23 protein-coding genes and 1 pseudogene are annotated in these 22,320 nt (G+C 40.6%); 16 read left to right on the forward strand and 8 right to left on the reverse strand.

Annotated elements, in window-relative coordinates:
- The 7 genes and pseudogenes from H6H03_RS33955 to H6H03_RS41885 form a co-directional block, all read left to right on the forward strand.
- The coding region (locus tag H6H03_RS33955; RefSeq protein ID WP_190959422.1) for an ABC transporter permease at nucleotides 1-916 on the forward strand (916 nt) is incomplete at its 5' end.
- 23 nt (nucleotides 917-939) lie between these two features.
- On the forward strand, nucleotides 940-1,698 hold the full coding sequence (locus tag H6H03_RS33960; RefSeq protein WP_199339185.1) for an ABC transporter ATP-binding protein: 759 nt from the start codon (nucleotides 940-942) through the stop codon (nucleotides 1,696-1,698).
- 35 nt (nucleotides 1,699-1,733) lie between these two features.
- On the forward strand, nucleotides 1,734-2,096 hold the full coding sequence (locus H6H03_RS33965; RefSeq protein WP_190959423.1) for a hypothetical protein: 363 nt from the start codon (nucleotides 1,734-1,736) through the stop codon (nucleotides 2,094-2,096).
- Between the two features lie 712 nt (nucleotides 2,097-2,808).
- Complete coding sequence (locus tag H6H03_RS33970; protein ID WP_190959424.1) at nucleotides 2,809-3,432, forward strand: hypothetical protein; 624 nt, start codon at nucleotides 2,809-2,811, stop codon at nucleotides 3,430-3,432.
- 65 nt (nucleotides 3,433-3,497) lie between these two features.
- Nucleotides 3,498-3,644, forward strand: coding sequence for a DUF1349 domain-containing protein (locus H6H03_RS40795; protein ID WP_242058116.1), 147 nt, complete (start codon nucleotides 3,498-3,500; stop codon nucleotides 3,642-3,644).
- Nucleotides 3,645-3,723: 79 nt separating this feature from the next.
- A pseudogene (locus tag H6H03_RS33980) lies at nucleotides 3,724-3,948 on the forward strand (SAM-dependent methyltransferase); the annotation flags it as partial.
- Nucleotides 3,949-4,111: 163 nt separating this feature from the next.
- A complete protein-coding gene (locus H6H03_RS41885) occupies nucleotides 4,112-6,586 on the forward strand; it encodes a sensor histidine kinase (RefSeq protein WP_190959426.1) in 2,475 nt (824 codons plus the stop codon).
- Here the strand turns inward: H6H03_RS41885 and H6H03_RS33990 are convergent.
- The gene (locus tag H6H03_RS33990) at nucleotides 6,572-7,351 is read right to left on the reverse strand and encodes a serine hydrolase (RefSeq protein WP_190959427.1); all 780 of its coding nucleotides are present in this window, start codon (nucleotides 7,349-7,351) and stop codon (nucleotides 6,572-6,574) included. The genes H6H03_RS41885 and H6H03_RS33990 overlap by 15 nt on opposite strands.
- Nucleotides 7,352-7,372: 21 nt before the next feature.
- Between H6H03_RS33990 and H6H03_RS33995 the strand changes: the two genes are divergently transcribed.
- The 5 genes from H6H03_RS33995 to H6H03_RS34015 all read left to right on the forward strand — a co-directional run bounded on the left by H6H03_RS33995 (nucleotide 7,373) and on the right by H6H03_RS34015 (nucleotide 11,648).
- Nucleotides 7,373-7,729, forward strand: a complete 357-nt coding sequence (locus H6H03_RS33995; protein WP_190959428.1) for an SH3 domain-containing protein — start codon at nucleotides 7,373-7,375, stop codon at nucleotides 7,727-7,729.
- Between the two features lie 669 nt (nucleotides 7,730-8,398).
- A complete protein-coding gene (locus tag H6H03_RS34000; RefSeq protein WP_190959429.1) occupies nucleotides 8,399-8,935 on the forward strand; it encodes a plasmid mobilization protein in 537 nt (178 codons plus the stop codon).
- Nucleotides 8,932-10,425 (forward strand): relaxase/mobilization nuclease domain-containing protein, encoded by a 1,494-nt coding sequence (locus H6H03_RS34005; RefSeq protein ID WP_190959430.1) that lies wholly within the window; start codon nucleotides 8,932-8,934, stop codon nucleotides 10,423-10,425. Before H6H03_RS34000 ends, H6H03_RS34005 begins: the two co-directional genes overlap by 4 nt.
- A 264-nt stretch (nucleotides 10,426-10,689) precedes the next feature.
- Entirely contained in the window at nucleotides 10,690-11,133 is a 444-nt protein-coding gene (locus H6H03_RS34010; RefSeq protein WP_015136541.1) for a DUF6932 family protein, read from the forward strand.
- Nucleotides 11,130-11,648 carry a hypothetical protein gene (locus H6H03_RS34015; RefSeq protein WP_190959431.1) on the forward strand — a complete coding sequence of 173 codons (519 nt, stop codon included), beginning with the start codon at nucleotides 11,130-11,132 and terminating at the stop codon, nucleotides 11,646-11,648. The genes H6H03_RS34010 and H6H03_RS34015 overlap by 4 nt, the downstream gene beginning before the upstream one ends.
- A gap of 23 nt (nucleotides 11,649-11,671) precedes the next feature.
- On the opposite strand, the gene H6H03_RS34020 is transcribed toward H6H03_RS34015, so the two are convergent.
- Nucleotides 11,672-12,454 (reverse strand): DUF4058 family protein, encoded by a 783-nt coding sequence (locus H6H03_RS34020; RefSeq protein WP_190959432.1) that lies wholly within the window; start codon nucleotides 12,452-12,454, stop codon nucleotides 11,672-11,674.
- Between the two features lie 158 nt (nucleotides 12,455-12,612).
- Here H6H03_RS34020 and H6H03_RS34025 point away from each other — a divergent pair, with 158 nt between their 5' ends.
- Entirely contained in the window at nucleotides 12,613-13,149 is a 537-nt protein-coding gene (locus H6H03_RS34025) for a hypothetical protein (protein ID WP_190959433.1), read from the forward strand.
- Between the two features lie 101 nt (nucleotides 13,150-13,250).
- Nucleotides 13,251-13,673: a hypothetical protein gene (locus H6H03_RS34030; RefSeq protein WP_190959434.1), complete on the forward strand. Its 423-nt coding sequence runs from the start codon at nucleotides 13,251-13,253 to the stop codon at nucleotides 13,671-13,673.
- A gap of 83 nt (nucleotides 13,674-13,756) precedes the next feature.
- Here H6H03_RS34030 and H6H03_RS34035 read toward each other — a convergent pair whose 3' ends face one another.
- The 5 genes from H6H03_RS34035 to H6H03_RS34055 form a co-directional block, all read right to left on the reverse strand.
- The gene (locus H6H03_RS34035; RefSeq protein ID WP_190959435.1) at nucleotides 13,757-16,120 is read right to left on the reverse strand and encodes a hypothetical protein; all 2,364 of its coding nucleotides are present in this window, start codon (nucleotides 16,118-16,120) and stop codon (nucleotides 13,757-13,759) included.
- Nucleotides 16,121-17,053: 933 nt separating this feature from the next.
- Nucleotides 17,054-18,673, reverse strand: a complete 1,620-nt coding sequence (locus H6H03_RS34040) for a helix-turn-helix domain-containing protein (RefSeq protein ID WP_190959436.1) — start codon at nucleotides 18,671-18,673, stop codon at nucleotides 17,054-17,056.
- Nucleotides 18,674-18,684: 11 nt separating this feature from the next.
- Nucleotides 18,685-18,843: a hypothetical protein gene (locus H6H03_RS34045; RefSeq protein WP_190959451.1), complete on the reverse strand. Its 159-nt coding sequence runs from the start codon at nucleotides 18,841-18,843 to the stop codon at nucleotides 18,685-18,687.
- 497 nt (nucleotides 18,844-19,340) lie between these two features.
- The gene (locus H6H03_RS34050) at nucleotides 19,341-19,592 is read right to left on the reverse strand and encodes an HU family DNA-binding protein (protein ID WP_190959437.1); all 252 of its coding nucleotides are present in this window, start codon (nucleotides 19,590-19,592) and stop codon (nucleotides 19,341-19,343) included.
- A 12-nt stretch (nucleotides 19,593-19,604) separates the two neighbouring features.
- Nucleotides 19,605-20,303, reverse strand: coding sequence for a hypothetical protein (locus H6H03_RS34055; RefSeq protein ID WP_242058115.1), 699 nt, complete (start codon nucleotides 20,301-20,303; stop codon nucleotides 19,605-19,607).
- 176 nt (nucleotides 20,304-20,479) lie between these two features.
- Between H6H03_RS34055 and H6H03_RS34060 the strand changes: the two genes are divergently transcribed.
- Together H6H03_RS34060 and H6H03_RS34065 are read left to right on the forward strand one after the other, a co-directional pair.
- Nucleotides 20,480-21,358, forward strand: a complete 879-nt coding sequence (locus H6H03_RS34060) for a hypothetical protein (protein WP_190959438.1) — start codon at nucleotides 20,480-20,482, stop codon at nucleotides 21,356-21,358.
- A gap of 129 nt (nucleotides 21,359-21,487) precedes the next feature.
- Nucleotides 21,488-21,721 (forward strand): hypothetical protein, encoded by a 234-nt coding sequence (locus H6H03_RS34065; protein WP_390842915.1) that lies wholly within the window; start codon nucleotides 21,488-21,490, stop codon nucleotides 21,719-21,721.
- 3 nt (nucleotides 21,722-21,724) lie between these two features.
- On the opposite strand, the gene H6H03_RS34070 is transcribed toward H6H03_RS34065, so the two are convergent.
- On the reverse strand, nucleotides 21,725-22,225 hold the full coding sequence (locus H6H03_RS34070) for a hypothetical protein (RefSeq protein ID WP_190959439.1): 501 nt from the start codon (nucleotides 22,223-22,225) through the stop codon (nucleotides 21,725-21,727).
- Nucleotides 22,226-22,320: the final 95 nt, after the last annotated feature.

Consider the following 22,320-nt stretch of genomic DNA (forward strand, 5'->3'; position numbering starts at 1 on the left):
AGAATTGATTGGAGGTTGTTCATGGGTAGTTTGGTTGCATGGCATCAAGAGTTATGTTAGCGTACCACATCCGCTAACTACTCCCCCACAGCTTTTTTCGTTCACCCAAGGGCGATTTTTTACAGACATAGATATCAAGCGTCAAAACCAAGTCACTGTTCTGGGTGAAGATTTAGCACAACGATTATTTGGTAATCTCAACCCCATCGGCGAACAATTGCGAATTAAAAATAGTAGTTTTCAAGTCATTGGCGTATTCAAAGGCAAAGGCTCTAGTATCGGAACCAACTATGATGAGGCGGCTTTGATACCAGTAACTACCGCAGCCAACCGCATTATCGGGAGAAATTCTCCCTATGGTATGTCTGTCGATTACATGGCTGTTTCAGCTCGCAACGCCCAGAGTGTAGATGCTGCCCAGTTTCAAATTATTAATTTACTACGCTTACGGCACAAAATCACTGGTGAAGATGATTTTACTATCAACTCTCAGAAAGAGATTTTACAAACAGTTAGTCAAATCACTAGTGGATTAACAATTATGTTGGCAGCGATCGCTGCTATCTCTTTAATTGTGGGCGGTATTGGTATTATGAATATCATGCTTGTCTCCGTAACTGAACGCACCCAAGAAATTGGATTACGAAAAGCGATCGGTGCAACAGAACAAGATATTCTTCTCCAGTTCATAATTGAGGCAATCATTCTCTCCGCCGCAGGTGGGTTAATTGGTACAGCTATTAGTGGTGGTGGAATTTTGCTCTTAGGTGCTTTGACACCATTAGAAGCGGGAATTTCTCATGTGGCAATTGCCATGACAGTGGGCGTTTCCGGTAGTATAGGTTTATTCTTTGGCGTTGTGCCAGCTCGTCGTGCTGCCAAACTCGATCCGATTGTGGCTTTAAGAAGTGCTTAAGTAGGCAGAAGGCAGAAAGTAGAATGGATACTCAATTTCAAATCCAAAATACTCAATTCAATATTGAACCACAAGAGATAATTCGCTTAGAAAATATCTTTAAAGTTTATGGCAGTGGCGAAACAGAAGTAAAAGCCCAAAACAATGTCAATTTAACTATTTATCAGGGTGAATATTGCTCGATTATGGGGCCATCTGGTTCTGGTAAATCTACAGCTATGAATATTATTGGCTGTTTAGATCGTCCCACATTAGGGAATTATTACTTAGATAACATCGATGTGGCACAGATAGATAATGCTCAATTAGCACATATTCGGAACCAAAAAATTGGCTTTGTCTTCCAACAATTTCACCTTTTACGCCAATTAACGGCACTAGAAAATGTCATGTTGCCGATGGTATATGCTGGTGTCAAAGCTAATGAAAGACACCAAAGAGCCACCGAAGCCTTGAAGCGGGTAGGTTTGGAAAAACGTTTGAATAACAAACCCACTCAATTATCTGGCGGACAACAGCAACGAGTAGCGATCGCTCGTGCTATTGTTAACCGTCCTGTATTACTGTTAGCAGATGAACCAACGGGTGCCCTTGATTCGCATACAACTCAAGAAGTATTAAATATCTTCGGCGAACTCAATGCTACTGGTATCACAGTAGTAATGGTAACTCATGAGCCTGAAGTTGCCCGCCAAACCCAACGCATCGTCTGGTTTCGTGATGGGGAAGTGTTGCACTCTCACCTTACCCCTGCTGACTTGAGCCAGATGGTAGTTTCTTGAACAGAATTAAACCTGATTCACTTGTAAGGTAACTTATGTTTGAGCAAAAGTTTCTACGTCTAGATGGGTTTACAAAAGCAGAAAGGATTGGAATGACTGCTCGTGTAAGTGAGGCGATTAACAAAGCAGGAGCTTGGATTACTGATTTTCACTTATACTCGAATATCTTAATCTGCATCAACTTTGAAGTACCAAGCGCCAACGTGGAAAAATTGGCTATATTTCTCCAACAGACAGGGTTGCATTTGAGCCAAGAGAGCTTGTCCCAACTCATGTCTGCTCATGAATCTGCTAATGACTCGGCGCTCAAAGACAAAGAGCTAGTAGGAACATTGCAAATTACATTTGTACATAACGAACCCGACTTGCTCCGAGAGGTTCCTGCTGTTCCGGGATAAGAGCCAGGGCGAATGTATCTAAAATATAGAATCTTCAAACTTTATCCACTCTACCCAAATTGGCTAATAGTTAATTTCACTCCGCAGATTCATCCAATCGGGTGAGTTAATCGAGTGAGACAATTGCGGGAAGTTTTAATGAGATGCTTGACTTTATGATTTGACCATGACATTCATAGAGGCATTGAGAGCAGATGGATACTTTACTTGCTCATCCTAAATTCAGACTAGACTTCTCTTCGCTGAAGCGGAATACTGCTATGAAAACAGAAGAAAACTCTTTTCACGATGGTGAGGTTTTGGTTGAACAAAATCAAATTATTGAGCATTTGCGTCAGGTTAAAGCAAATTATTGTCTGGAACGTAAAACTTTTTGGTAAGCAATGTTTTGTTCCTCAAGCTGTGACAAAAACAATCCGTTATAGACTCACTGCTTTTCAGTTATGTACCTATGTTTGCAGGTGTAACCCTGTTCTGTCACTCTGAGAAAAGAAAAATCAAAGCCAAATTTTAAACTGTAGAGATAACGGGCATTTGAGCGTTTATTTTCTAATAGAATGGCTGGAATCAAGCTTTTTTGGCAAAAGTCTTATGCTGTAAGCATCCTAGATTATTCTCCAGTAAAAGTGACAGAAGAGGGGTAATCATACTGGCGATCTCCAACTTGATTAAACCAGTACCAAAAGCCCTATCGACAATTAGGAGAAAAATTATGCAACTAAACCGCAAAAATTATACTTATTTATCTGTACTTGTTTTAGCTGTAGCTGGAACAACTGGAGGATCAATGCAATTATCACAGCCTGCAATGGCTGGAGAATCAGTTCGAGAATGTATACAAGCACTCATAGACGATGGTATCTCTGAAACTAATGCAGCGATCGCTTGTAGTGGTCAGCGAAATAGTAATTGGGATAACTATAAAAACGGAAGCACATACTTAGAACTACGGGCAAGGTCTGGGCCAACACCAGAAGGACGCTGGCGTTATTCCGCCCCTGGTGTACCTTACGATGTTATGCAAAGAGCTGGCTGTCAAAATATCAGTGGAGATGATTGGCGTTGTCCGACTCGTAAACTGCGAGTTTATGTTCACAATCATCAGCCACAATATCTAGAATTACGGGCAAGGTCTGGGCCAACACCAGAAGGACGTTGGCGTTATTCTGCCCCTGGTGTACCTTACGATGTCATGCAAAGAGCTGGTTGTCAAAATATCAGTGGAGATGATTGGCGTTGTCCGACCCGTAAACTACGAGTTTATATTCATAATAATCTTGGCTCGTCTATCCAGTTTCCTCAACCGCCAGAAAACCCAGTAATATTTCCATTTTAAGGCAAATTAAAATTATTTAGCACTAACATAAGTTTCTATTTTGTTGTTATTGGCAGTTCAAATTTATGAATCAAATGAAGTGGTATAACGAACCTAGTACCTGGAATGAACAGGCAGAAATTATTTCTGTTAATGCAGGAGGAAAAACTGATTTTTGGCAAAAGACTCACTATCATTTCATGCGTGATAATGGCAACTTTTACTATCAGTAAGTAACAGGTGACTTTACAGTTGAAGTCAAAATTATAGGACAATATCAGGCTTTATATGACCAAGCCGGATTGATGATTCGGAAGATTCTTTTTTTTGGAGCATGGATTGAGTGATGAGCCAAATATTCAAGTTTGGCAGAACCGCTTGAACTCCCTGAATAAAGTCATTGGTGACGGTTGCAATATCAACCGTGATATCAAACAGCTAGTTTTAGACCAGTTTGAAAAATTGACTGTTGAGCAGTTCTATGCGCCCAAACTACCAAAAATAGGTGGTTATTTATACAAAGGTATTGCCACTAAATGTGAGCGTTCGCTTCACTCAATCAATGAAGATGCAGAGATGATGGGGAGCAGAGGAGAAACCCCATAGATAAATTATATTTTTGTTTTTCTTTCTACTTCAACCATATTTCTCCTGATATTATGTAAACCAATATACCGATTAATTCAGCTACCAAATAACTGTGCAGTTACAACAAATCATCAAAAATTTCAGTCAAGAACGTGATTTTGTTGCCGCAATTCTTGATACGATTGCTGCTTTAGTTATAGTCCTTGATAAACAAGGGCGAATTGTCTGTTTTAATAGTGCTTGCGAGGAAATAACTCAATATTCATTTGCCGAAGTAGAAAATAAATTGTTCTGGGATATATTTTCACTTCCAAAAGAAATAGAGTTAGCTAAATTAGAATTTAATCAGATAAATCCTGAAGAACTTACCAAAACATCCGAAAGATATTTATTAACTAAAGATAGAAAACAGCGATTAATTGCTTGGACAATAAATGCTCTTGTAGATGAGAGCGGAAAACTTAGTTATGTTATTGCTACTGGTCAAGATATAACAGAAAGTAGAAAAGCAGAAATCGCTCTTCAACATAGTGAAGAACGATTCCGGATGATGGTTGAAGGTAGTGAACAAGTATTTTTTTATATTCATGACAATAATCATATATTTGAATATATTTCTCCCTCAGTTCAGACAGTATTAGGATATACACCAGAAGAATTAGTTGGGAAAGAATGTGAATATTTTTTGATAGATGATGCTGCTAAAGCAGAAGCTATTGGATTAACTGATAAAGCTTTACTAACAGGGGAACGCAATAAACCATTTATAGTAATTTCACGCCATAAAGATGGGTATTCCTTATTCACTGAAGTTGTAGAAACACCTTTAATAATTGATGGTAATGTTGTGGGTATGCAAGGATTTATCCGCGATATTACCAAACGTAAAATTGCTGAAATAGAGTTATGTCAGCAAAGAGATTTTAATACTACAATCGTGCAAACTTCTCCAGCTTTTTTTGTGGCTATCAATCCAGATGGTACAGTGAGGATGATGAACCAAGCAATGCTGAATGCCCTGGATTATACTCTTGAGGAAGTTGTAGGTACTAATTATCTTGCTAATTTTGTCCCGACAGAGCAACAAGAAATGCTGGCGCAAGTTTTCCAGTCAGCAAATGTACAAGAATTATTACCCAACCAAGAAAACTATGTATTAACTAAAAGTGGTAATAAATTACTTATAGACTGGCATGGCAGAGCAGTTTTTAAAGAAAATGGGGAGCTTAACTTCTTCTTTGGGTTTGGAATTGATATTACTGAACGCAGACAAGGCGAAATTCAATTACGTGCAGCCGCCCAAAGAGAGAGATTAATTTCAGAAATTGCGCTGAGAGTTTTACAAAGTTTGAATTTAGAGGAGATTATCAACACTACAGTAACAGAAGTTCGTCAATTTCTTCAAGCCGACAGAGTATTTATTAGCAACTTGAATGATATTTTACAAAGTAAGATTTTCGCTGAATCTGTAGCTATAAATTGCCAACCAATTTCAGAGTTATTTTTAAAAAATAATGATTATATTCAAGAAATAAAAAGTTTATTCTCTCAAGGAGATTTACAAAAAATTGACGATATCAGCCAAATCCAACTTTCTCCCAAGCGTGCTTACTATTTCGCTAAATATCAGGTAAAAGCTTGTTTAGCAGTACCAATTATGGTGGGGGAAAAGTTTTTTGGTACATTGGTTGTTCATCAATGTTCGAGAGTGCGTCATTGGCAGCAGGTAGAAATTGACTTACTGCAACAATTAGCAACACAAGTAGCAATTGCTATTCAAAAAGCTCAACTCTTTCAACAAATCCAATCGCTCAATCTCGGTTTAGAACGCAAAGTACAAGAAAGAACTGCTCAATTGCAGCAAAGAATGGTAGAAATACAAGATTTATATCAACGCCAAGATGAGTTTTTACACGCTGTCTCTCATGATTTACGCACACCCATTACAGGGACTTTGATGTTATTAAAACACTGGCAACAATCACCTGTAGAAAATATCTCTTTACCTCGGAATATTTTAGATAGAATGATTGAGAGTGGGGAACGCCAACTGCATCTGATTAACTCATTATTGGAAACACATATTAGTGAGAGTCAAGGAATTTCCTTACATTGTGAACCTGTAAAAATCAGTGAATTAGTGAAATCTATTACTGAAGATTTAGAATCATTTTTTGTAAAAAATCGTGCAACTATTCATAATTTATTCTTGGATGATTTGCCTCTTGTGAATGCAGATTCTTTGCAATTAAGGCGTGTATTTGAAAACTTAATCAGTAATGCACTAAATCATAACCTTCCAGGGTTACAAATTACTTTGCAAACAAGCAAAGAAGGAGAAATGATCCGTTGTCTAGTGCAGGATAATGGTGTGGGTATGAACGAGGAACAATGCTCAGAAATATTTGAACGCTATTCTAGAGGCGATCGCCTCCGGGGGGGCGTAGCCCATCGCTCTCGTTCTACTGGTATTGGTTTAGGCTTATATCTCTGTCGTCAAATTATCACTGCACATGGTGGACAAATTGGAGTTCATAGTAGTCCAGGTAAAGGTGCAACTTTCTGGTTTACCTTACCTATCGTTTAAACGTGGATATGCCCGTAACCCATAGCTCAAAAAAGTAATCTTGCCTGTTTTATCCCGCAGGAAAGCAGCATTTCCTATCTGTGTGTTCCCTAAAAATACCCCAAATGTGTCTGAGCGGAGCGATCGCAATTCGAGATCGGGTTGTCCTGCAAATTTAGTCTTGAGCTTACCTTGTTCTAGAACAATTGCCAGAGTACCTAGCTTCCCTGTAATTCCAGAAACAGCATAGTTTCCGGTATAGGCTTTGAGTGCGGTATCATCTAACTTTATTGGAAGTGTAGGATTCGGTTTTGGCAGTTGCAGCAAAGATTGTGTAGCAGCTTCCACAATTGGGGCAGAGTTAAATCCTGTTTTATTTGCCAAAATTACAATACCAAATTTCTCAGATGGGATGGTCTGTAGTGCAGCACTATAACCATTAATTGAGCCGTCATGCCCAATATTTTTGATGTTATTATCCTTCGGCTCGACAATTAACCCTAAGCCATAGCCCACATTCAATGAGGCAAGATTTAACACAGGCGTTTTCATTGCTTGCATAGAACTTGCACTCAAGATTGTTTTGCCATTGAGTTTGCCATCTTCTAGGAGAAATAATATTAAGCGGCTGAGGTCTTCCACCGATGAAAAGACAAACCCTGCGGGGTATTCAGCGACGTTATCAGGATTAGGGCGCACAGTTTCCAGTCCGGCTTTGCCTGGTTGATAACCCACTGCTAGGGGATAGGTCAAAGCAACATTAGGTAATAAAGTGGTACGCGCCATTCCCAAAGCTGGAAAGACATTTTGACCATAACCGCGATCGCCATTTCTCTTCTAGCCAGTTATTCCCCAATGGCGCAAGCTAGATTTTGTCGAACGATTGCCAAGGACTGGGATGGCTATGTCGATGTGAGATCATCACCCAAAGTTCGCTTTAACAACATTAATACCATGCTTCCTAACGGCACAGTATTAGATGTTATCGGACAGCAAGGCAATTGGCTGGAAATTTATACACCGGATAACAAATTGGGCCCAAACTATGAAACCGGATGGGTAGCAGCAGAGCAAACCCGGCGGATCTGTTCTAGGGATAGCAGACCCCACCGATATAACCAAAATTACGACGATTACCGGGATTACGAGCCTCGGCGAAATTAACTAGTAAGCGAGGGCTCATGTATCACTACCTTTGCGAAGTTCTACAACAGAGCGTGGATTTCATCTAAAAACTTTTCTCAGTATAAATAAGTGACTATTATTACTATTTTACTCAGAGGGACAAAAAAGGGGAGTAAGTAGGGAGTAAATGGGGTAAAATTCCCACTCATTCCCCTTAAAAGTGGACAATTATCTCTACAAATAAAAATTATTATTTTCTCCAGCAAAATAATTGTCCATATTTTTGGTGATAACTGGGTGAGAACTGGGGGAAAGTAGGGGAAGAATGGGAGGAAGCGAACACCTGCCTCTAATTCCAGCCCTCGCGCTCAAACCCCCACTGTACAAGACTTCCCGTGTTTGCTATACTTTTCGTATTCCGTCGCCGCCTTGTAGTAGCGAGCAATGGCGGCGTATTACATTTCTTCATATAAATCCTAGTTTTTCGCGCCGCCAAGCTCGCCAAAGTGGGTCTCACCCCCTTTGGAAACCCCCAAAACTCGATAATAAAACAGTGGATTTTATTACCGAACCGGCTCGCAATGGATGCCTCTGGCTTCTAGCAGTGGGGCTGCTTATCAATATTAAGCGTTATGATTATGAATTGCTGAGAAGTTTATCAATTTACCGTAGATTCAAAGACTTCTTTGAAAAACCTCATTTATATAGATGAATAGTAAGACCACTACAGCCAAAAAAGTTTTTCAAGCTGGACGCAAGTCAAAAGCCAAACCGAAACGCACTTCACTTGTCAGCCTCAGACTAACTGAATCAGAAAAAGAAGATTGGGAAGCCAAAGCCGAAGCTGCTGGTATGGGGAAAAATCTCTCCAAATTTATCCGCTACTGTGTTGAGCGCGATAAGCCGAAGGCTTTAAGCTCCGCTTATCGCATCTACATTGCTCCCCCAGTACCCGCCATCAACGAAGCGACATACGTAGAACTGGGTCGAATTGGCAATAACATCAACCAAATTGCCTATGCCATCAACCGAGCTGTAAAAATGGGAGAGGCGATCGCAGTTGACCCTCGCCCTGAAATTGAAGTTCTCAAACCATTACTGCTAGAAATAAAGCAGATATTACTGAGAATGCCGGAAAACCCTGAACTACCATCCTCCTCAGAACAATCTGCACCTGTGGCTAACCAACCCGAACAACCGGAACAACCCGACCAAGTAGTTGCTTTCCCCCTGGAGAAGAAGTGATTGGCAATATCACCAAGGGAAATGGCTTTTACGGTTGTGTAGCCTACGTCCTCGGCAAAACTTCGGCGCGGCTGATCAATACAAATATGGCTGGAGAAACACCCGCCCAACTTGCTTGGGAGTTTCGCTCCTTTGCCAATAAAAATCAACGAGTTAAAAAACCCGTACTGCACCTATCGTTTAGTCCGGCCCCCGGTGATAGAACACTGGATGATTGGGAATTATGCCAAATAGCGGAAGATTTACGAGAGGGGTTGAAACTGTCGAACAACCAATTTATTTTGGTACAGCATAACGATGCCGAATTTGACGGGCAAGTTCGACCCCACGCACATATGGTAATTAACCGGGTATCCTACGATGGCGAATGCAATGACGATTATTTAGATTATTACCGTACAGAAAAAATCTTGCGTCAAATAGAAAAAAATTACGATTTAATTATTCAACCGTCCAGTTGGGAAGTCGATAAGAAAAAGGCTTACCCTAAACACGTACAACAAGCAGAAGAATTTGGAACCCAAAATATAGTTGAACAGTTACAAAAGCAGATTGAACAAGCCGCAGTAGATAATCCTGCAATGCCAGTATTTGTAGCCCGATTGTTAAAAGAAAATATCCAAGTTGATTGCAAGTTTACCCGTACTGATAAGCTCAAGGGGATAAGCTACTGCTTGGATGGACAGCCGTTTAAAGGTGGTGATTTGGGTAAATTATATACTCATGTTGGCATCCGGGAACATTTAAAAGTTAGCTATCAAGAAGAATATCGATATCCAATTGAGTCGCTAATTGAAAGTTACAAACGCGGGCGAACAATTGACGATAAGCGGATTAATTATCTGGAAAATTGGATTGAGTGGAATTTTAAACAAGATTCTTCATCCGATGGAGCATCAGAAAAAACAGCAACTATTGAAGTATTAAGTACACAATATAATTCGACAGCAAACTTGGAGCCAGCACTTGAAGAAGTTCCAACAATAGCAAATGAACCGTTCGCTAAAAAACAAACTGTGGTAATATCGCCACCCTCATCCCCTACAACAGTTGAAACGACGCAAAACCAAGAATTTAAAGAAGTACCAGCACTTATAACTGTTAGAGACGATAACGGAATTCTTCTTGGCGTTGCAGCAGAACCATCCGCACTATCACAAGAGAAACCAACTGAGCAACAGCCCGATATCGCAGAACAAATTGCTCGGATGCGAGAAATTGCCCCCATCGTTGCGGAATATCTCTTAGTACTTAATAGTACAGCATTTAAAGGTAATAGATACTCGGCGACAATTGAAAATAACCAACTAACCCTGATACGTAACAGTGATGGTATTCAGGTGATGAAAGCTTTCTATAACTCAGAAGAATGGCAACCCATAGAACCACCACAACTGGGTGATGAAGATGTAACACAGTTACAAAAACTCATACCTGTAATTCAACAATTGAAAAATAAACATCAGGAAGTCTCTTTACCAGAGATATAGGAATCCTACTTGAATCTTGCTAAGTATACTGAGAAATCAACCTTTGTATGGCAAGCTTACAGTCACCTTGGTTTTTCCAAAATCAAATAGGAGTTTTCTAGACCTGGAATATATATTGAAACAATCCTAAATGCTAATTTTTTAATTTAACCAATAGAGCCAAAAATCACCATATAAATCCGCTATAATCTGTGAGTTATGTATTATCTATTTACTTCATTGGTATGCTTTTAAAATCAGTAAAATTGGTGTGATTTATTAAGAATGATTCCTGAGTTTGATGAAAACGGTAATCTACCACCAGGGGTACATTTTGGCGAGTGGCAGGAGTTTAAAGAGAGGTTTGGGTACACACCTAAAAGAGCCAAAATGATTTCAGGTTTAGAAGAGTTAATGAAACAACTAAAAGCAGCAGAATGCCGTACAATTTACATCAATGGCAGTTTTGTGACAAATAAAATAGACCCAGGAGATTTTGATTGTTGCTGGGACAGAGACGATGTAAATATAGATTACCTCAGACAAAATGCACCACTAATATTAAAATATTATGACAGTGCAGCACAGAAAGCTAAATATAAAGGGGAAATTTATCCATCCGACCAACCCGTGGATGAGTCTACAATATCAATAGAGTTTTTTCAGCGCGATAGAAAACAAAATCGTAAGGGTATTGTAGCTATTAATTTATTGGAGTGGGAGCCATGATTAAAGATGATAAACAACTGGCATATTCCCAGGAATGGGCAGAAAAGTTTGCTGAAGCCAACCGGAAATTAAGGGCGAATGAAGAAAAGCGATTAAAAGACCCGGATGGCTGGCAGTTAATTCAAGATTCTAACGATGCGTTGCGGCAGAAACTTGTGGATGAAATTGTTGAGTATGAAATGTTAGCTGCCCATAATCCCAACGAACCTATCACTCTACAAGTGGAGTGCATGAATAAAATATCCAATTTATTAATTAAAGCCAGAATTGCTTTTAAAATCACGCCAAAAGAACTGGCAGCGTTATGCGGACACACGGAAGAACAAATTAAATTATTTGAAGATAAAGACTATCAAAATGCAACATTCTTGGATTTTTTAGCAGTTTCTGATGCCTTGGGTGTTGAAATTATTGATGGTAAATTTATTGCCAAAATGGATGAATTTTACCTCAAACGTTTAGAGGCAATACGGCAAACAGCAAGTATTAATGCTGAATTACAAACTGCATCTTAAATATTGAAGCAACTCCACACCTGCTACAAAGAAGATTTACCCAGCCGTTTATACATCCACTCAATATCCGCATCACTCAATGGTGGTGGGGGTGGAGGTTGGGTGTAGTCTATCGATAAATCATACCCAGCTTCGTCATAAATAGCATTCAGCACGGCTTGCAACTCCAGTACAGCATCGGGGTCGCCTTCGCGGAGGGGAACGGGTATCGTCGGGAGAGTATCTTGTAACGTCACAGGCCACAGATCAATTACTCCAGACCCTGCTCGCGTTAAGGTGATTAAGTAGGGAACATCTGGAAGACGGGGGTGGTTAAATGGTCGATTTCCCCGACGCAGCAAGTCTATTTCAATTAGATGGACGTTGGCATTATATAAACGCTGGCGTTTTTTACGGTAGTCGGCTAAACCGGGTTCCCGTTTGTTTACGGGGGAGAGGATTTCGATACAGCTTACCAGTACGTTATTGGCAGTATCCCGAATTTCGACTGTGGGAATACGGACTTCAACAGGTTGGATAACTGGAAGCGTCAGTGGTGCGGGGGTTGTGGCAATATTCGATGTGGGGGTAGTCGGAGTTACGTCGCGGCGTTGTCTTATCTGCAATACCTCGACATCTGGGTACAAAATGCCAATTTCACTTGAAGGGGAAATATCTTCCACAACATATACTTCCAGTCGTGCGGCATATTTGGGACGCAGCTGTGGGACGAGGAAGGTACGAATTTTACTAGCAAGGGCATTGTGTACGTCACTCCACAGGTAGCCTTCAAGATATGGGTCCATACCGGGGAACGGGGAAGGCATTTTACAAGCTCGCTTGACTGTACTTTTATTCTAGAACTTGGTGTTGGAAATTTCCCCGCTTTGCAAGGTATCGTTAATGTACTTCGCAATCTAGGCATCGCTTGGGATTCATTTACCACTAAAATTAGAGAGTTACATTTCATTGCCCATCAGCCAAAATGCTGCGTATTAAGTCGTTCAATACTGCATATTTATATGATGACGACGAACTCGAAGCTAAAGATGAAATCTTCAACCAGTACAAGTATGCGCTTGCTCATATTGGTATAGATTTCTATCGGGAAGATGTACAAGAAATTATCCTCAAATCGATTGTAGGGATGGAAGATGCGCTGCGTGCCACAATCGCCTATTGGTATTGGAAGCAAGCCAACTCGGAAGAATTCGAGCATCCAAATGCATTTTTAATCAAAGCACTTCAAGAACAGTGGAAACCCTATAACTGGCAAGACTATTACCTAGATAATTCCAATTTCAAGAACCCTTGCGACCAATGGTGGCAGGATGCTGCGCTTCATTGGGGATACGATTTTAGAAACCAGTGGGTTGTTGATATTAATGAAAACGATGCGGGCGAAATCTTCATTATATTTAGCACTCGCAATCGACTTTCGCTACGAGTAGCTAAACAATGGGGATGGGAAAGACTCAAAGAATATATATTAGAACAATCGCAGATGATGAACTATTTTTAATTGAGATAAGGAGTTGAAAATTTTCAACATGAAGGGGATTAAACAGATTATTTCAATATCTGTAATCTGAAGAAAATTTTTATCTAATTATGGTATTATTTATGGGTAGAAAAAGACCTTTAACCGAAGTCATTCAACTAAACTCAAAACGCCAAAACAATTCCAAAAAAAATAAGCCAATTTACTATCGAGAAGGAATATTTGAGTTAAGCGACCATTGGGAAGCTTGGGTATTAGTCGATGCCAAAGAATCTGATTATGATTTTCTAGAAGAAGGAACATTGGATGAGTGCCTATTCGCACTCACTAATTTCATTAGTTTTGAAGTCACAAGTAAGTTTTTAAGACATAATCTAGAACCAGAAGAATGGAGTAGAAAACAACAGGAGCGGCGAGAAGAAATTAAGCAAGAATGCTACTGTCAGGGAAGATATGAAGGTAGGGGATGGGTAATTGAATCCGTAGTAGATAAACTTGGTCTCGAATCAATGATTGAGGAAGGGTTTTTTGAACCAATTCAATAAGTTTTTCAGTTAAAAATTCTCCTTAATTTAACTCGTCCCACCCCTTGAAGGAGAGGCTCTCCCGCCTTCCTGTAACGCAACTATCACTCATCGGCTGGTTCCGCAAACGCTGACTCCAAGCTAAACGGCAGACAACCAGGATTCACGGCTGCCCAAGCTTCGGCTTCTGCTACCAGCACAGAGCATCCCGAATCGAGGTAAAATTGCATTTTGGCAATCATCTCCAGGCTCGCGCGCTCTTGAGTGCTGAGAATACGTCCCGTGATTAGGCGGTATTGCTGGACTTTAGCCCTAGCTTGGGTCATAGCCATTAGCCGGAGTTTGGTTACTCTCTTGAGTTCCTCGATGCGGTAGGAAACATCAGCAGTCTCTTCACCAACAGATGCGCCGTGCAAGCCGTTGTTGGGGTTTTGGAGTGGTTGTTCTAGTGGAACCGCAGCAGGTGTCAAATCACCCTTGGATGCACTCTGCAAGCCGTTATTGGCACTTTGGAGTGATGATTCTGCTGTCACGCTAGCAGGTGTTGAATTACCCTCGGATGCTCTCTGCCGCCCACTGTTGGCAATTTCCTGTGGTGGTTCTGGTGCAACCGCAGCAGGTATCGAAACTACACCCAGCCCGTTATCCTCCATTATAGATAAGTTTTGATTATCTGGTTTTAATGACGTGCCGGAGCTACAGGAGTATATAAAATCGTGATGTGAACTGAATTCATTTGATTGTAAAATGTTTGTATGAACCGAATTCTCTAATTGATTGCTGGTTTTATTTGAATTAATTTCAGAAGTATTAGAAGAATTTATGAATTCAATATTTTCCACAGGCTGGATGACAGCTGAGTCTGACTGAGAAACATCGGGTTGTTCAACTTCCTCTGCTGACTCCAGCCCTTGGGGGGCTGTAGCAGCAGGAGGTAAACACAAAACCTTCATATAGTGAAAATGCCCGTTGATGTCCATCTGGTAAGGGTTTTGGGCTTTTTGATTTTTTTCAGGGCTATGTGTTTTGTTAAAATGCCCGTCTTTGTTTATCTGGCAAGGGTTTGAGCTATTTTCTGCCCAAGGGTCAGTTATGTACCATTTGGGATGCCACAGGTGTAAATGTTTTCGCAAGGTATCTTGAGAGAGGGTTTTGTGAAAACGTTGCTTATATTCGTTGCTTATGGCTTTTGTACGGTCGGTTATGCCCTCTGGTAAGCCTCTACCCCATTCCAAGGCATTTACTGCCCACCGAATCCTTTTTTGGGCTTCTAGGCTGCGTTGCTGGTTTAAAGCTTGGCGACGATCAAAGGGGATGATGTTGTCTTTGGGTTTGATTATGCCGTTTATCAGAGCGTAGCTTGCTTCTTTGCCAGATATCGCTTCGGCAAAGGTGTTGGCAAATGTCCCCAACAGGCGTTCTGGGTAGCTGGCATAGGGGGTAAACCACTGGTGTCGAATTGTACATTCTATCCAATGCCGCACTCTGGCTTCGATTTCATGCTGGTGGCGGCAGTATTGGATATAGCCAGGGGCGCTTATAGCGGCTTCTACGGCGTATTTAACTAATGCTTCGCCCTTTAAATCCAAAAAGACGATTCCGTAGCCTACAAGGATTTGTAGCAGGGTGTTGGTTTGTCCAAAGCCTGTCCAGCCTGTGGTGATGATTTCTTCCCAGTTGGCACGCCATTCCTCTACGTTGGCGGATGCTTTTTTGCGATACAGTTCTCGGTTGTGGCGCTTTCTGGCTTTTTTGATGGCGCGTTTGAGTCGGGTTAAATCTTGACGGACTGCGGCGCGATCGCAATAATCCAGAAAGACACAAACTGAATCGCTAATTGGTTGCAGGTCATCATCTAACAATAACGCGCCGCTACCGGGTTGCATGGGGCAGCGGATGGCGTTGTAGTTGATGATGCTATTTTCAGCCCAAGGTTTGACATTGGGGAAGATTTCTAAATGCCCTTTGCGGGGGATAAATCCTGCGTCTCTTAGGGCGTATTCTAGGGCGCAGGCTAGGTTGAAGGTGGGTTGGAGGGTGGTAAAGGTTATTATCAGGTGATAGCCACCGCTATGACTGGACTGGAGGATGATGATATCGACTATGCCGATGTCTTCGAGGGCGGACTTGATGCGGTTGATAGATTCTAGGTTATGGTAGTCGCCCCCCTTGTCGAGGTCAATTATGGCGTAACGGGTATTGGAACCAAAGCGGATGCCAACTAGCTGCTGGCTATTTTGATGCAATTTCCACAACTGGGATGGCTGGAGGTAATAGTCGATGGTACGCCACGCTGGTTTGGAAACGAAGGCGGGTACTGGGGCGACTATGGCACTCCAAGGATGCCAGAAATATTGAACGTATCGCTGCCCCACTGGGTCTTTTGGCAGGTGGGGTTTGATTTTGGTTTTGGAAAAATGCGTCCGATTTGATTTAGCAAAATCGTCTGAGTTTTGTGGCAGATACATAAATGGCGTTCCCTCGATGCACCAATAAAGGTCATCGGGTAGCCGCTAGTCGGCATCAAGCCTCTGTGTATGTAAAAAACTGCTGTTGGGCTTAAAAAATCCTGATTTTTCGTTGTTTGCGGTTCTTGAAAAAGTTAGCTTTCTTCTCAAAATGAAAGTAGCACAAGGGTTTCAGACCCAAATTGCAGGTTTTTACATCTATCTCGGTTTAATGCCTAGTTGGTCAACAAGAGGCTTATAGCCTAGAATGAAATCAAATTTAATATTTTTTAGTTTTTGTTATGAGGAGTTGGATAGCTCCCCAGTGTGCTGAGATGACTGGTAATCATCTCGCGGTCTTCATTCTTAAGCTTTCATGCTTAGGCTATGAGTCTTTGTTGAAACCAAGCACCTAGCGGACTACCCAACTTTTTTTTTGGAAGTTGCGGCACTCCCCTGACAAAAGTTGATTGAGTAAATCCGGCAATTTAATCTTTAAATCCATAGACAAAATTCCTTGGTAAATGCAGTCCTTTGTTTGTGAGCATCTCACGCTGCCACCGACGTTGCCAAATATGAAGCATTTGGCAAGTACGCAAAAAAACGCTCAGGAAAGTGATTAGCCCGCTCGGCAGACAGTCGCATAAGTACTATTGCAAGATCATGCCATATCCGCAAGAACGGTGTTTGAAAACTGATCTATCTTCTCCGAAGAAAAAAACCCTTATTTAGTAAGGGTTATAGCGCCAGTTTGTTAGGGGATACTAGAGTTTTTGTTAGGGGATACTAGAGTTTTTGTTCTAAAGCTCAAAGCTATACAGGACATAGCTTTGAAGCCAATTTTTTCAACTTTTTTCTCTAGAACTAAATTTTTCCTAGAACTAAACTAGAACAAAAACCAGCCGCCTGAAGTTGATAGTCAGCTGGTGGTCAAGACATTTTAAGTATTAATACTTAAATTTTGATATCTAAGAGGATGCGGACATAGGCGGCTTGTTGTGGGCTGAGGGGGCGTTCGCCTCTTTCAACTAGTGAGATGAACTTTTGGGATACACCCAAAAAACCAGCTAATTTAGTCTGTGGCCACCCTTTAGCAATACGCGCTTCCCTCACTTGGCAGCCAGTCAATTTAATGTCCTCTGGCGTTGTATCCTTCGCTTTAGGCTGTAATTGTTGTACTTTTGGCTTAACTTTGGATGCTATTAGTTCAGGAATAGGATGTGGAGGTTTGATGGTAAGCTTGGCATCCAGTAGTTTTTTAAAGTAGCCTTTTGGCTGTTTCTGCGTGTATTCTGGTCTTAGCCATTCGGGGTATGTTTCTGGATCAAACGCAATTTGCCAGTTCAGCTTGTTGAGCAAGTGCTTTAAAGCATTATCCCAGCGCTGCTTCAGGCTAAAAGCTTTGAAGCGATCGCATGAAGCTTTATCTATTTCTGTTTTGGGCAATACAATTTCTATTAACTCCTGTACCCTGTAGTTTCCATCAAGGCGAACCCGACTATCCAATGTCAAATATATAGCCAACCTTAGCGTGAGTTCTTCGTGATAGGGGTCAATTTCTAAAACTTTCTGGGCTAGGTAACCAAACTGATATAAAGCTTCCCGCGATTCGGCTCCCGCTTTGTTTAAAAAGTATTTAGTCCAAGTACCAGGTTGAACAATTATTTGAACTTCATCAGGCTCTTCTATTTTTCCAGATGTATTTACCTGACCATATGGCACAATCGTGATGTTCCACATACGACCAACAGGGGTACTAGCATTTATACCACCTTTTCTATTTCTCCCTTCTATCCATACTGTTTTAACTAATAAACAATCCAATGCAAATGCGGTTTTTGCTATTTCTAAAAGTTTTTGATATTTGGGTAAATCAGTTCGCTTATCCCAACCAATTTTTTCTATCAAATCACTGCCTTTTACAGTAAATAAACTCTCCCAAGGTTTTTCCTGCACCATTGTATAGGCAGCCAATATTAAATGCAGCTTGGCACTAGTAAACCCAAATTTATCGATAATCTGTTGGGCTTCATTCCAAGGAAGTAATGTTATATCACCAGGGGTACTAATATAATGCTCAATATAATTTTGGGGATTGCCTTTAGCTTTGTGTTGTGCAACTGCTATCCCTTCTTCATTTTTTTGCCACGACTCTTCTTTCTTGATTTGAGAGTTAATGCTTGAAAGCATAAGTGCTGCTGTAGGAATAGCCTCAAATGGCTGTGATTTAAATAATGAGTTTTGGTGGCTGTCTCTATAGCCTTGAAGATTGTTATTTACTATATTATAGGAATTTTGCAGATTATTTTCATCAATTTTATGTTTTCCTGAAACTATCGAAGAAATCGTCCTATACAAGACTTCATTAAAAATAGCTTCAAACAAGTCATAATTATCTGTCGTCTCTGTCGTCTCTGACGCTTCTGATGCAGATAATGCCTTTTCAGATTGTAAATATTGGGGTAATTTATCGCTTATAACTTGTCTAACATTATCTTGTATTTCCAGCAAAATAGAGGGACTTAGTTCATCTATATCATTAGGATTAACGGATTCAAAGCTATTTTGATTCATGAGATTATCATTTACAAAAAAGTGGCGAACATTTCTACCCGTTGTTTGAGCGATAGTTGGCGCAATCGGGCAAACAGGTAGATATCAGCTTCGATGCTGGTGTCGGATGCTTGGGGGCGGTAGTTCGGTTTTGCGTTCGTCCGCAAGGATGCGCCGGAGGCATTTTTCATAGCGACAACTCCTAGAAAATAATCAACCCAAGCATCTAATTGAGCTAGATGTTTTTATTTATTACCTAATATCAATTCTATGTGAGGCTGCGCTTTATTCACGTAGGGGTAATTCATGTAGCCGAAGGCTTCCCATTCGCGCTAGCGTTGCGTAAAGCCTACGGCATAGCTACGCTTAGGGCGCAGCCTCTCGTAAAGAAGCAAAGGGTATTGCCCCAGAACCTATGTAGTTTTGGGTAAGTCCTATAGGCGCATCTTCACAAATAAATGGTATAACTTAAATCAAGTTCAAATTCTACTCAATTTATATACAAATTTTGTAGTAATTATACAAAGATGATTGTGAATTGAAAAATAATTAATAAGCCCTAGAGCAACAGTTGAGTTGAAAGTACATTTCCTTAGAGTTTGATTTGAGTGTCTCAAGAACTCAACTTAGTGCTTTCATTTAATTCCTTTTCGCAGCCGTTGCTTCCAGTCAAAAAGCCTCACTACTCTTACGCCTTGTAAGTAGACGACCAGCCAAACAACTTACGCAACCGTTGAGAGGGATTGAATTTAAAAACCCAACTTTCTCGTTCTACTCTTATGTAAAAAGTTCCAAAGTTACGTAAGGAAACACTGTCTCCCTGTTTGAGGGATTCATAAATTTCTTCAAGCGTTGCATCAATGACTTCTTCCACAATGCCAGTTTCTTTGCACACTCGTTGGGACACACGGCGTACCAGTTCTTTCTTGTCGATAGACATCTTTACGTCAATTCACTCTTTAATTAAATTTGAGCCTTGATTCATTATCATTAATTTGGGAAACTTCTCTGCCAAATTTTGTCCAAAATAATAATGACACCAAAACTCAGCAATTTCCAGCAGCTTTGGAGCAGATTCAGGAATTAAACCCGAACCATACCGAGGCTCATAAGATTCTGTATATTCTCTAGCTAATTTATAAGCATAGTAGGGAAAATCCCGTTCAACAAAACAGCGAATAGCATAATCTAGTTTGAGCAGATAACCACTCTTGACAAAATGTACGGTAGTCCAATGAACGTTGCGGAAATCATCTCCCTGCAACTCATCAATTTGCCTCAATAACTTCTGTAGAGATTGCTTTCCTTCATCAGTGGGAGTTTCTAGGTAGCGTTCCATCTCTGCAATGGCATCGGCAATTATGGTTTTGTGAATTTCCCATTCAGAGGGACTGAGATTACTGGGACAGGAATCATCTTCTGTTTGCCTTCGTACCACTTTTGCGAGGTAGAGAGCAAATTGTTCGGCTGCAACTTCATCCTGACAAAGGCTTTTGATGCTGGTTAATCGGGTGATAGGTAGCGCAAATATAATATTCTCGGTGCGGAGTTGTTTAGCCGCTTCAACCCACTTTTTAATTTTGGTGGCGATCGCTACCTGGGTATTTTTCTGTTGCATGGGAATATATAAAACAATATAATTTATTCTCAAAAATCCTCAAAATTCTATTCTAAATAATTCTTGAGTACGATTATCACATCTCAAGACAATTACTAATAACACTGATTAGATATTACAGCATAATAAGAACTTATAATTATTATGGTTTTCAAAACAGATAAAATATTATTAATTATTTCAAATCAATTCCCAATAAATAAAATTGAATGACTCGATTTATTCATGACCAATTTGCCAAGGATTATCTGGAAGAATTACTAAAACCTTATGGAGAAGTACAAGCCCCCAGTCGTGTAGCAGGAGAAGTGCGAGAAATTGATGTTTTCTTTTCTCCAGTAGCACAACAAACTACCAATTTAGCGACATTAGGTTTATTAGGAAAGTTTGCGACTAATCCTGCTATCTTTGAGCCATTTCGCAATGTGGCATCTAAAGAAGAAATTTGTGATTGTCTGTTGAAATTATTAGAAGTTAGGGGTGCATTACAACGAGAAGCTAATAAAAATCAAACCCCCATTCAAGAATTAGAAATTCCCAAATTATGGATTCTCACCCCAACAGCATCCACGACGCTGTTGTCAGGATTTCGTGCAGTTCAAGGTGAAGATTGGTTGCCTGGAGTACATTTCATGGCAGACTATTTACGGACAGCCATTGTAGCCATCCATCAGTTACCACAAACCCTAGAAACACTATGGCTGAGAATCCTGGGTAGAGGAAGGGTACAAGAGCAGGCAATTAATGAGTTAAAAGCACTACCACCAAATCATCCATTCCAGAAAGCAACGCTAGAATTAGTTTACAACCTGCGCCAGAATTTGAGAGTAAATCAAAATTTAGAAGAAGATGATAAGGAGTTAATCATGCGGCTAGAACCACTTTACCAGCAAGACCGGGAACAAGCCAAACTGGAAGGAGAACGCCTTGTAGTGGAAAACTTATTACAAGTTCGTTTTGGTTCATTAGATAACAATCTTCAAGCAATTATTGAACCATTATTAGCCTTACCACCACAAGAGTTTACTCCATTACTCATGCAGTTGTCACGGGAGGAATTAATTGCTAGGTTTGGTAGGCAATCTTGATATTTTATTTATCAGTTATATCCCATTGTCAATTCATAATAAACCATATCGGGGATAATATCTCCGGCTTTTTATGCTAGAAATTAAAGGTTAATTCAACTCCAGCTACATGATGATAGGGAGTTAATTATGCGGCTAGAACCACTGTATCAACAAGACCGGGAACAAGCCAAACAAGAAGGGATTCAACAAGGAGAACGTCTTGTAGTGGAAAACTTATTACAAGTTCGCTTTGGTTCATTAGATAAAGAATTAAGCGCAATTATTGAATTATTATTAGCCTTACCACCACAAGAATTTACGCCATTACTCATGCAATTGTCACGGGAGGAATTAATTGCTAGATTTGGTGGACAATCTTGATATTTATTCGCCGAGATTTTCCAGAGCCGAGGCTTGGTGCATAATTTGCACTTTCAATGAATCTGCCGCAACTGCTGCTATAGTTTCCCAATCTTCTTGTGTCAGCATTACAAGAATTAGTTCGCGTAGCACCTGTCGGTTGGAAATAAACTCTTCGCCATAAAGTTCATCCCTCTGTAAAATAGCCTCGATGCGTTCTCGTACTTGAGGGGTGGGCATTCTCAACTTTTGGAGCAGGCGCTCCCGTGCTGTAGAAGTTGCAACAGAAGTCGCAGTTCCCAAATTCCAATCTTTGAGTAGCGATCGCACTTCCCGGTTAAGCGAAACCCGTAAAGTAGTTAGGCGACTAAACAATCCAGGGTTGAGCATTAGTTGACCGATGGCAGAACCCCAGTCTAAACCAGCACCGATGTTACCTCCTACCGCATCCTCAGCTTCGATCCCCAAAAGCAACGATTCTTCATCAAACAGCAAATCCATCGGACTGGCAAATTGTTCGCTCATGAACTTACTCTGCTATTGCGTTATCTTGACCTCGAATTAGCCGAACTTACAATCGCACTTTTTATTCCAACTAAGGCAATTTAACAAGTATTTAT

Source organism: Nostoc paludosum FACHB-159 (assembly GCF_014698835.1).
Taxonomy (GTDB): domain Bacteria; phylum Cyanobacteriota; class Cyanobacteriia; order Cyanobacteriales; family Nostocaceae; genus Nostoc; species Nostoc paludosum.

Coding starts and splice junctions, on each gene's coding strand:
- H6H03_RS33960 (WP_199339185.1), top strand. CDS start 940: ATGGATACTCAATTTCAAATCCAAAATACTCAATTCAATATTGAACCA.
- H6H03_RS33965 (WP_190959423.1), top strand. CDS start 1,734: ATGTTTGAGCAAAAGTTTCTACGTCTAGATGGGTTTACAAAAGCAGAA.
- H6H03_RS33970 (WP_190959424.1), top strand. CDS start 2,809: ATGCAACTAAACCGCAAAAATTATACTTATTTATCTGTACTTGTTTTA.
- H6H03_RS40795 (WP_242058116.1), top strand. CDS start 3,498: ATGAATCAAATGAAGTGGTATAACGAACCTAGTACCTGGAATGAACAG.
- H6H03_RS33990 (WP_190959427.1), bottom strand. CDS start 7,351: ATGGCGCGTACCACTTTATTACCTAATGTTGCTTTGACCTATCCCCTA.
- H6H03_RS34000 (WP_190959429.1), top strand. CDS start 8,399: ATGAATAGTAAGACCACTACAGCCAAAAAAGTTTTTCAAGCTGGACGC.
- H6H03_RS34010 (WP_015136541.1), top strand. CDS start 10,690: ATGATTCCTGAGTTTGATGAAAACGGTAATCTACCACCAGGGGTACAT.
- H6H03_RS34015 (WP_190959431.1), top strand. CDS start 11,130: ATGATTAAAGATGATAAACAACTGGCATATTCCCAGGAATGGGCAGAA.
- H6H03_RS34020 (WP_190959432.1), bottom strand. CDS start 12,454: ATGCCTTCCCCGTTCCCCGGTATGGACCCATATCTTGAAGGCTACCTG.
- H6H03_RS34025 (WP_190959433.1), top strand. CDS start 12,613: ATGCTGCGTATTAAGTCGTTCAATACTGCATATTTATATGATGACGAC.
- H6H03_RS34030 (WP_190959434.1), top strand. CDS start 13,251: ATGGGTAGAAAAAGACCTTTAACCGAAGTCATTCAACTAAACTCAAAA.
- H6H03_RS34035 (WP_190959435.1), bottom strand. CDS start 16,120: ATGTATCTGCCACAAAACTCAGACGATTTTGCTAAATCAAATCGGACG.
- H6H03_RS34040 (WP_190959436.1), bottom strand. CDS start 18,673: ATGAATCAAAATAGCTTTGAATCCGTTAATCCTAATGATATAGATGAA.
- H6H03_RS34045 (WP_190959451.1), bottom strand. CDS start 18,843: ATGAAAAATGCCTCCGGCGCATCCTTGCGGACGAACGCAAAACCGAAC.
- H6H03_RS34050 (WP_190959437.1), bottom strand. CDS start 19,592: ATGTCTATCGACAAGAAAGAACTGGTACGCCGTGTGTCCCAACGAGTG.
- H6H03_RS34060 (WP_190959438.1), top strand. CDS start 20,480: ATGACTCGATTTATTCATGACCAATTTGCCAAGGATTATCTGGAAGAA.
- H6H03_RS34065 (WP_390842915.1), top strand. CDS start 21,488: ATGCGGCTAGAACCACTGTATCAACAAGACCGGGAACAAGCCAAACAA.
- H6H03_RS34070 (WP_190959439.1), bottom strand. CDS start 22,225: ATGAGCGAACAATTTGCCAGTCCGATGGATTTGCTGTTTGATGAAGAA.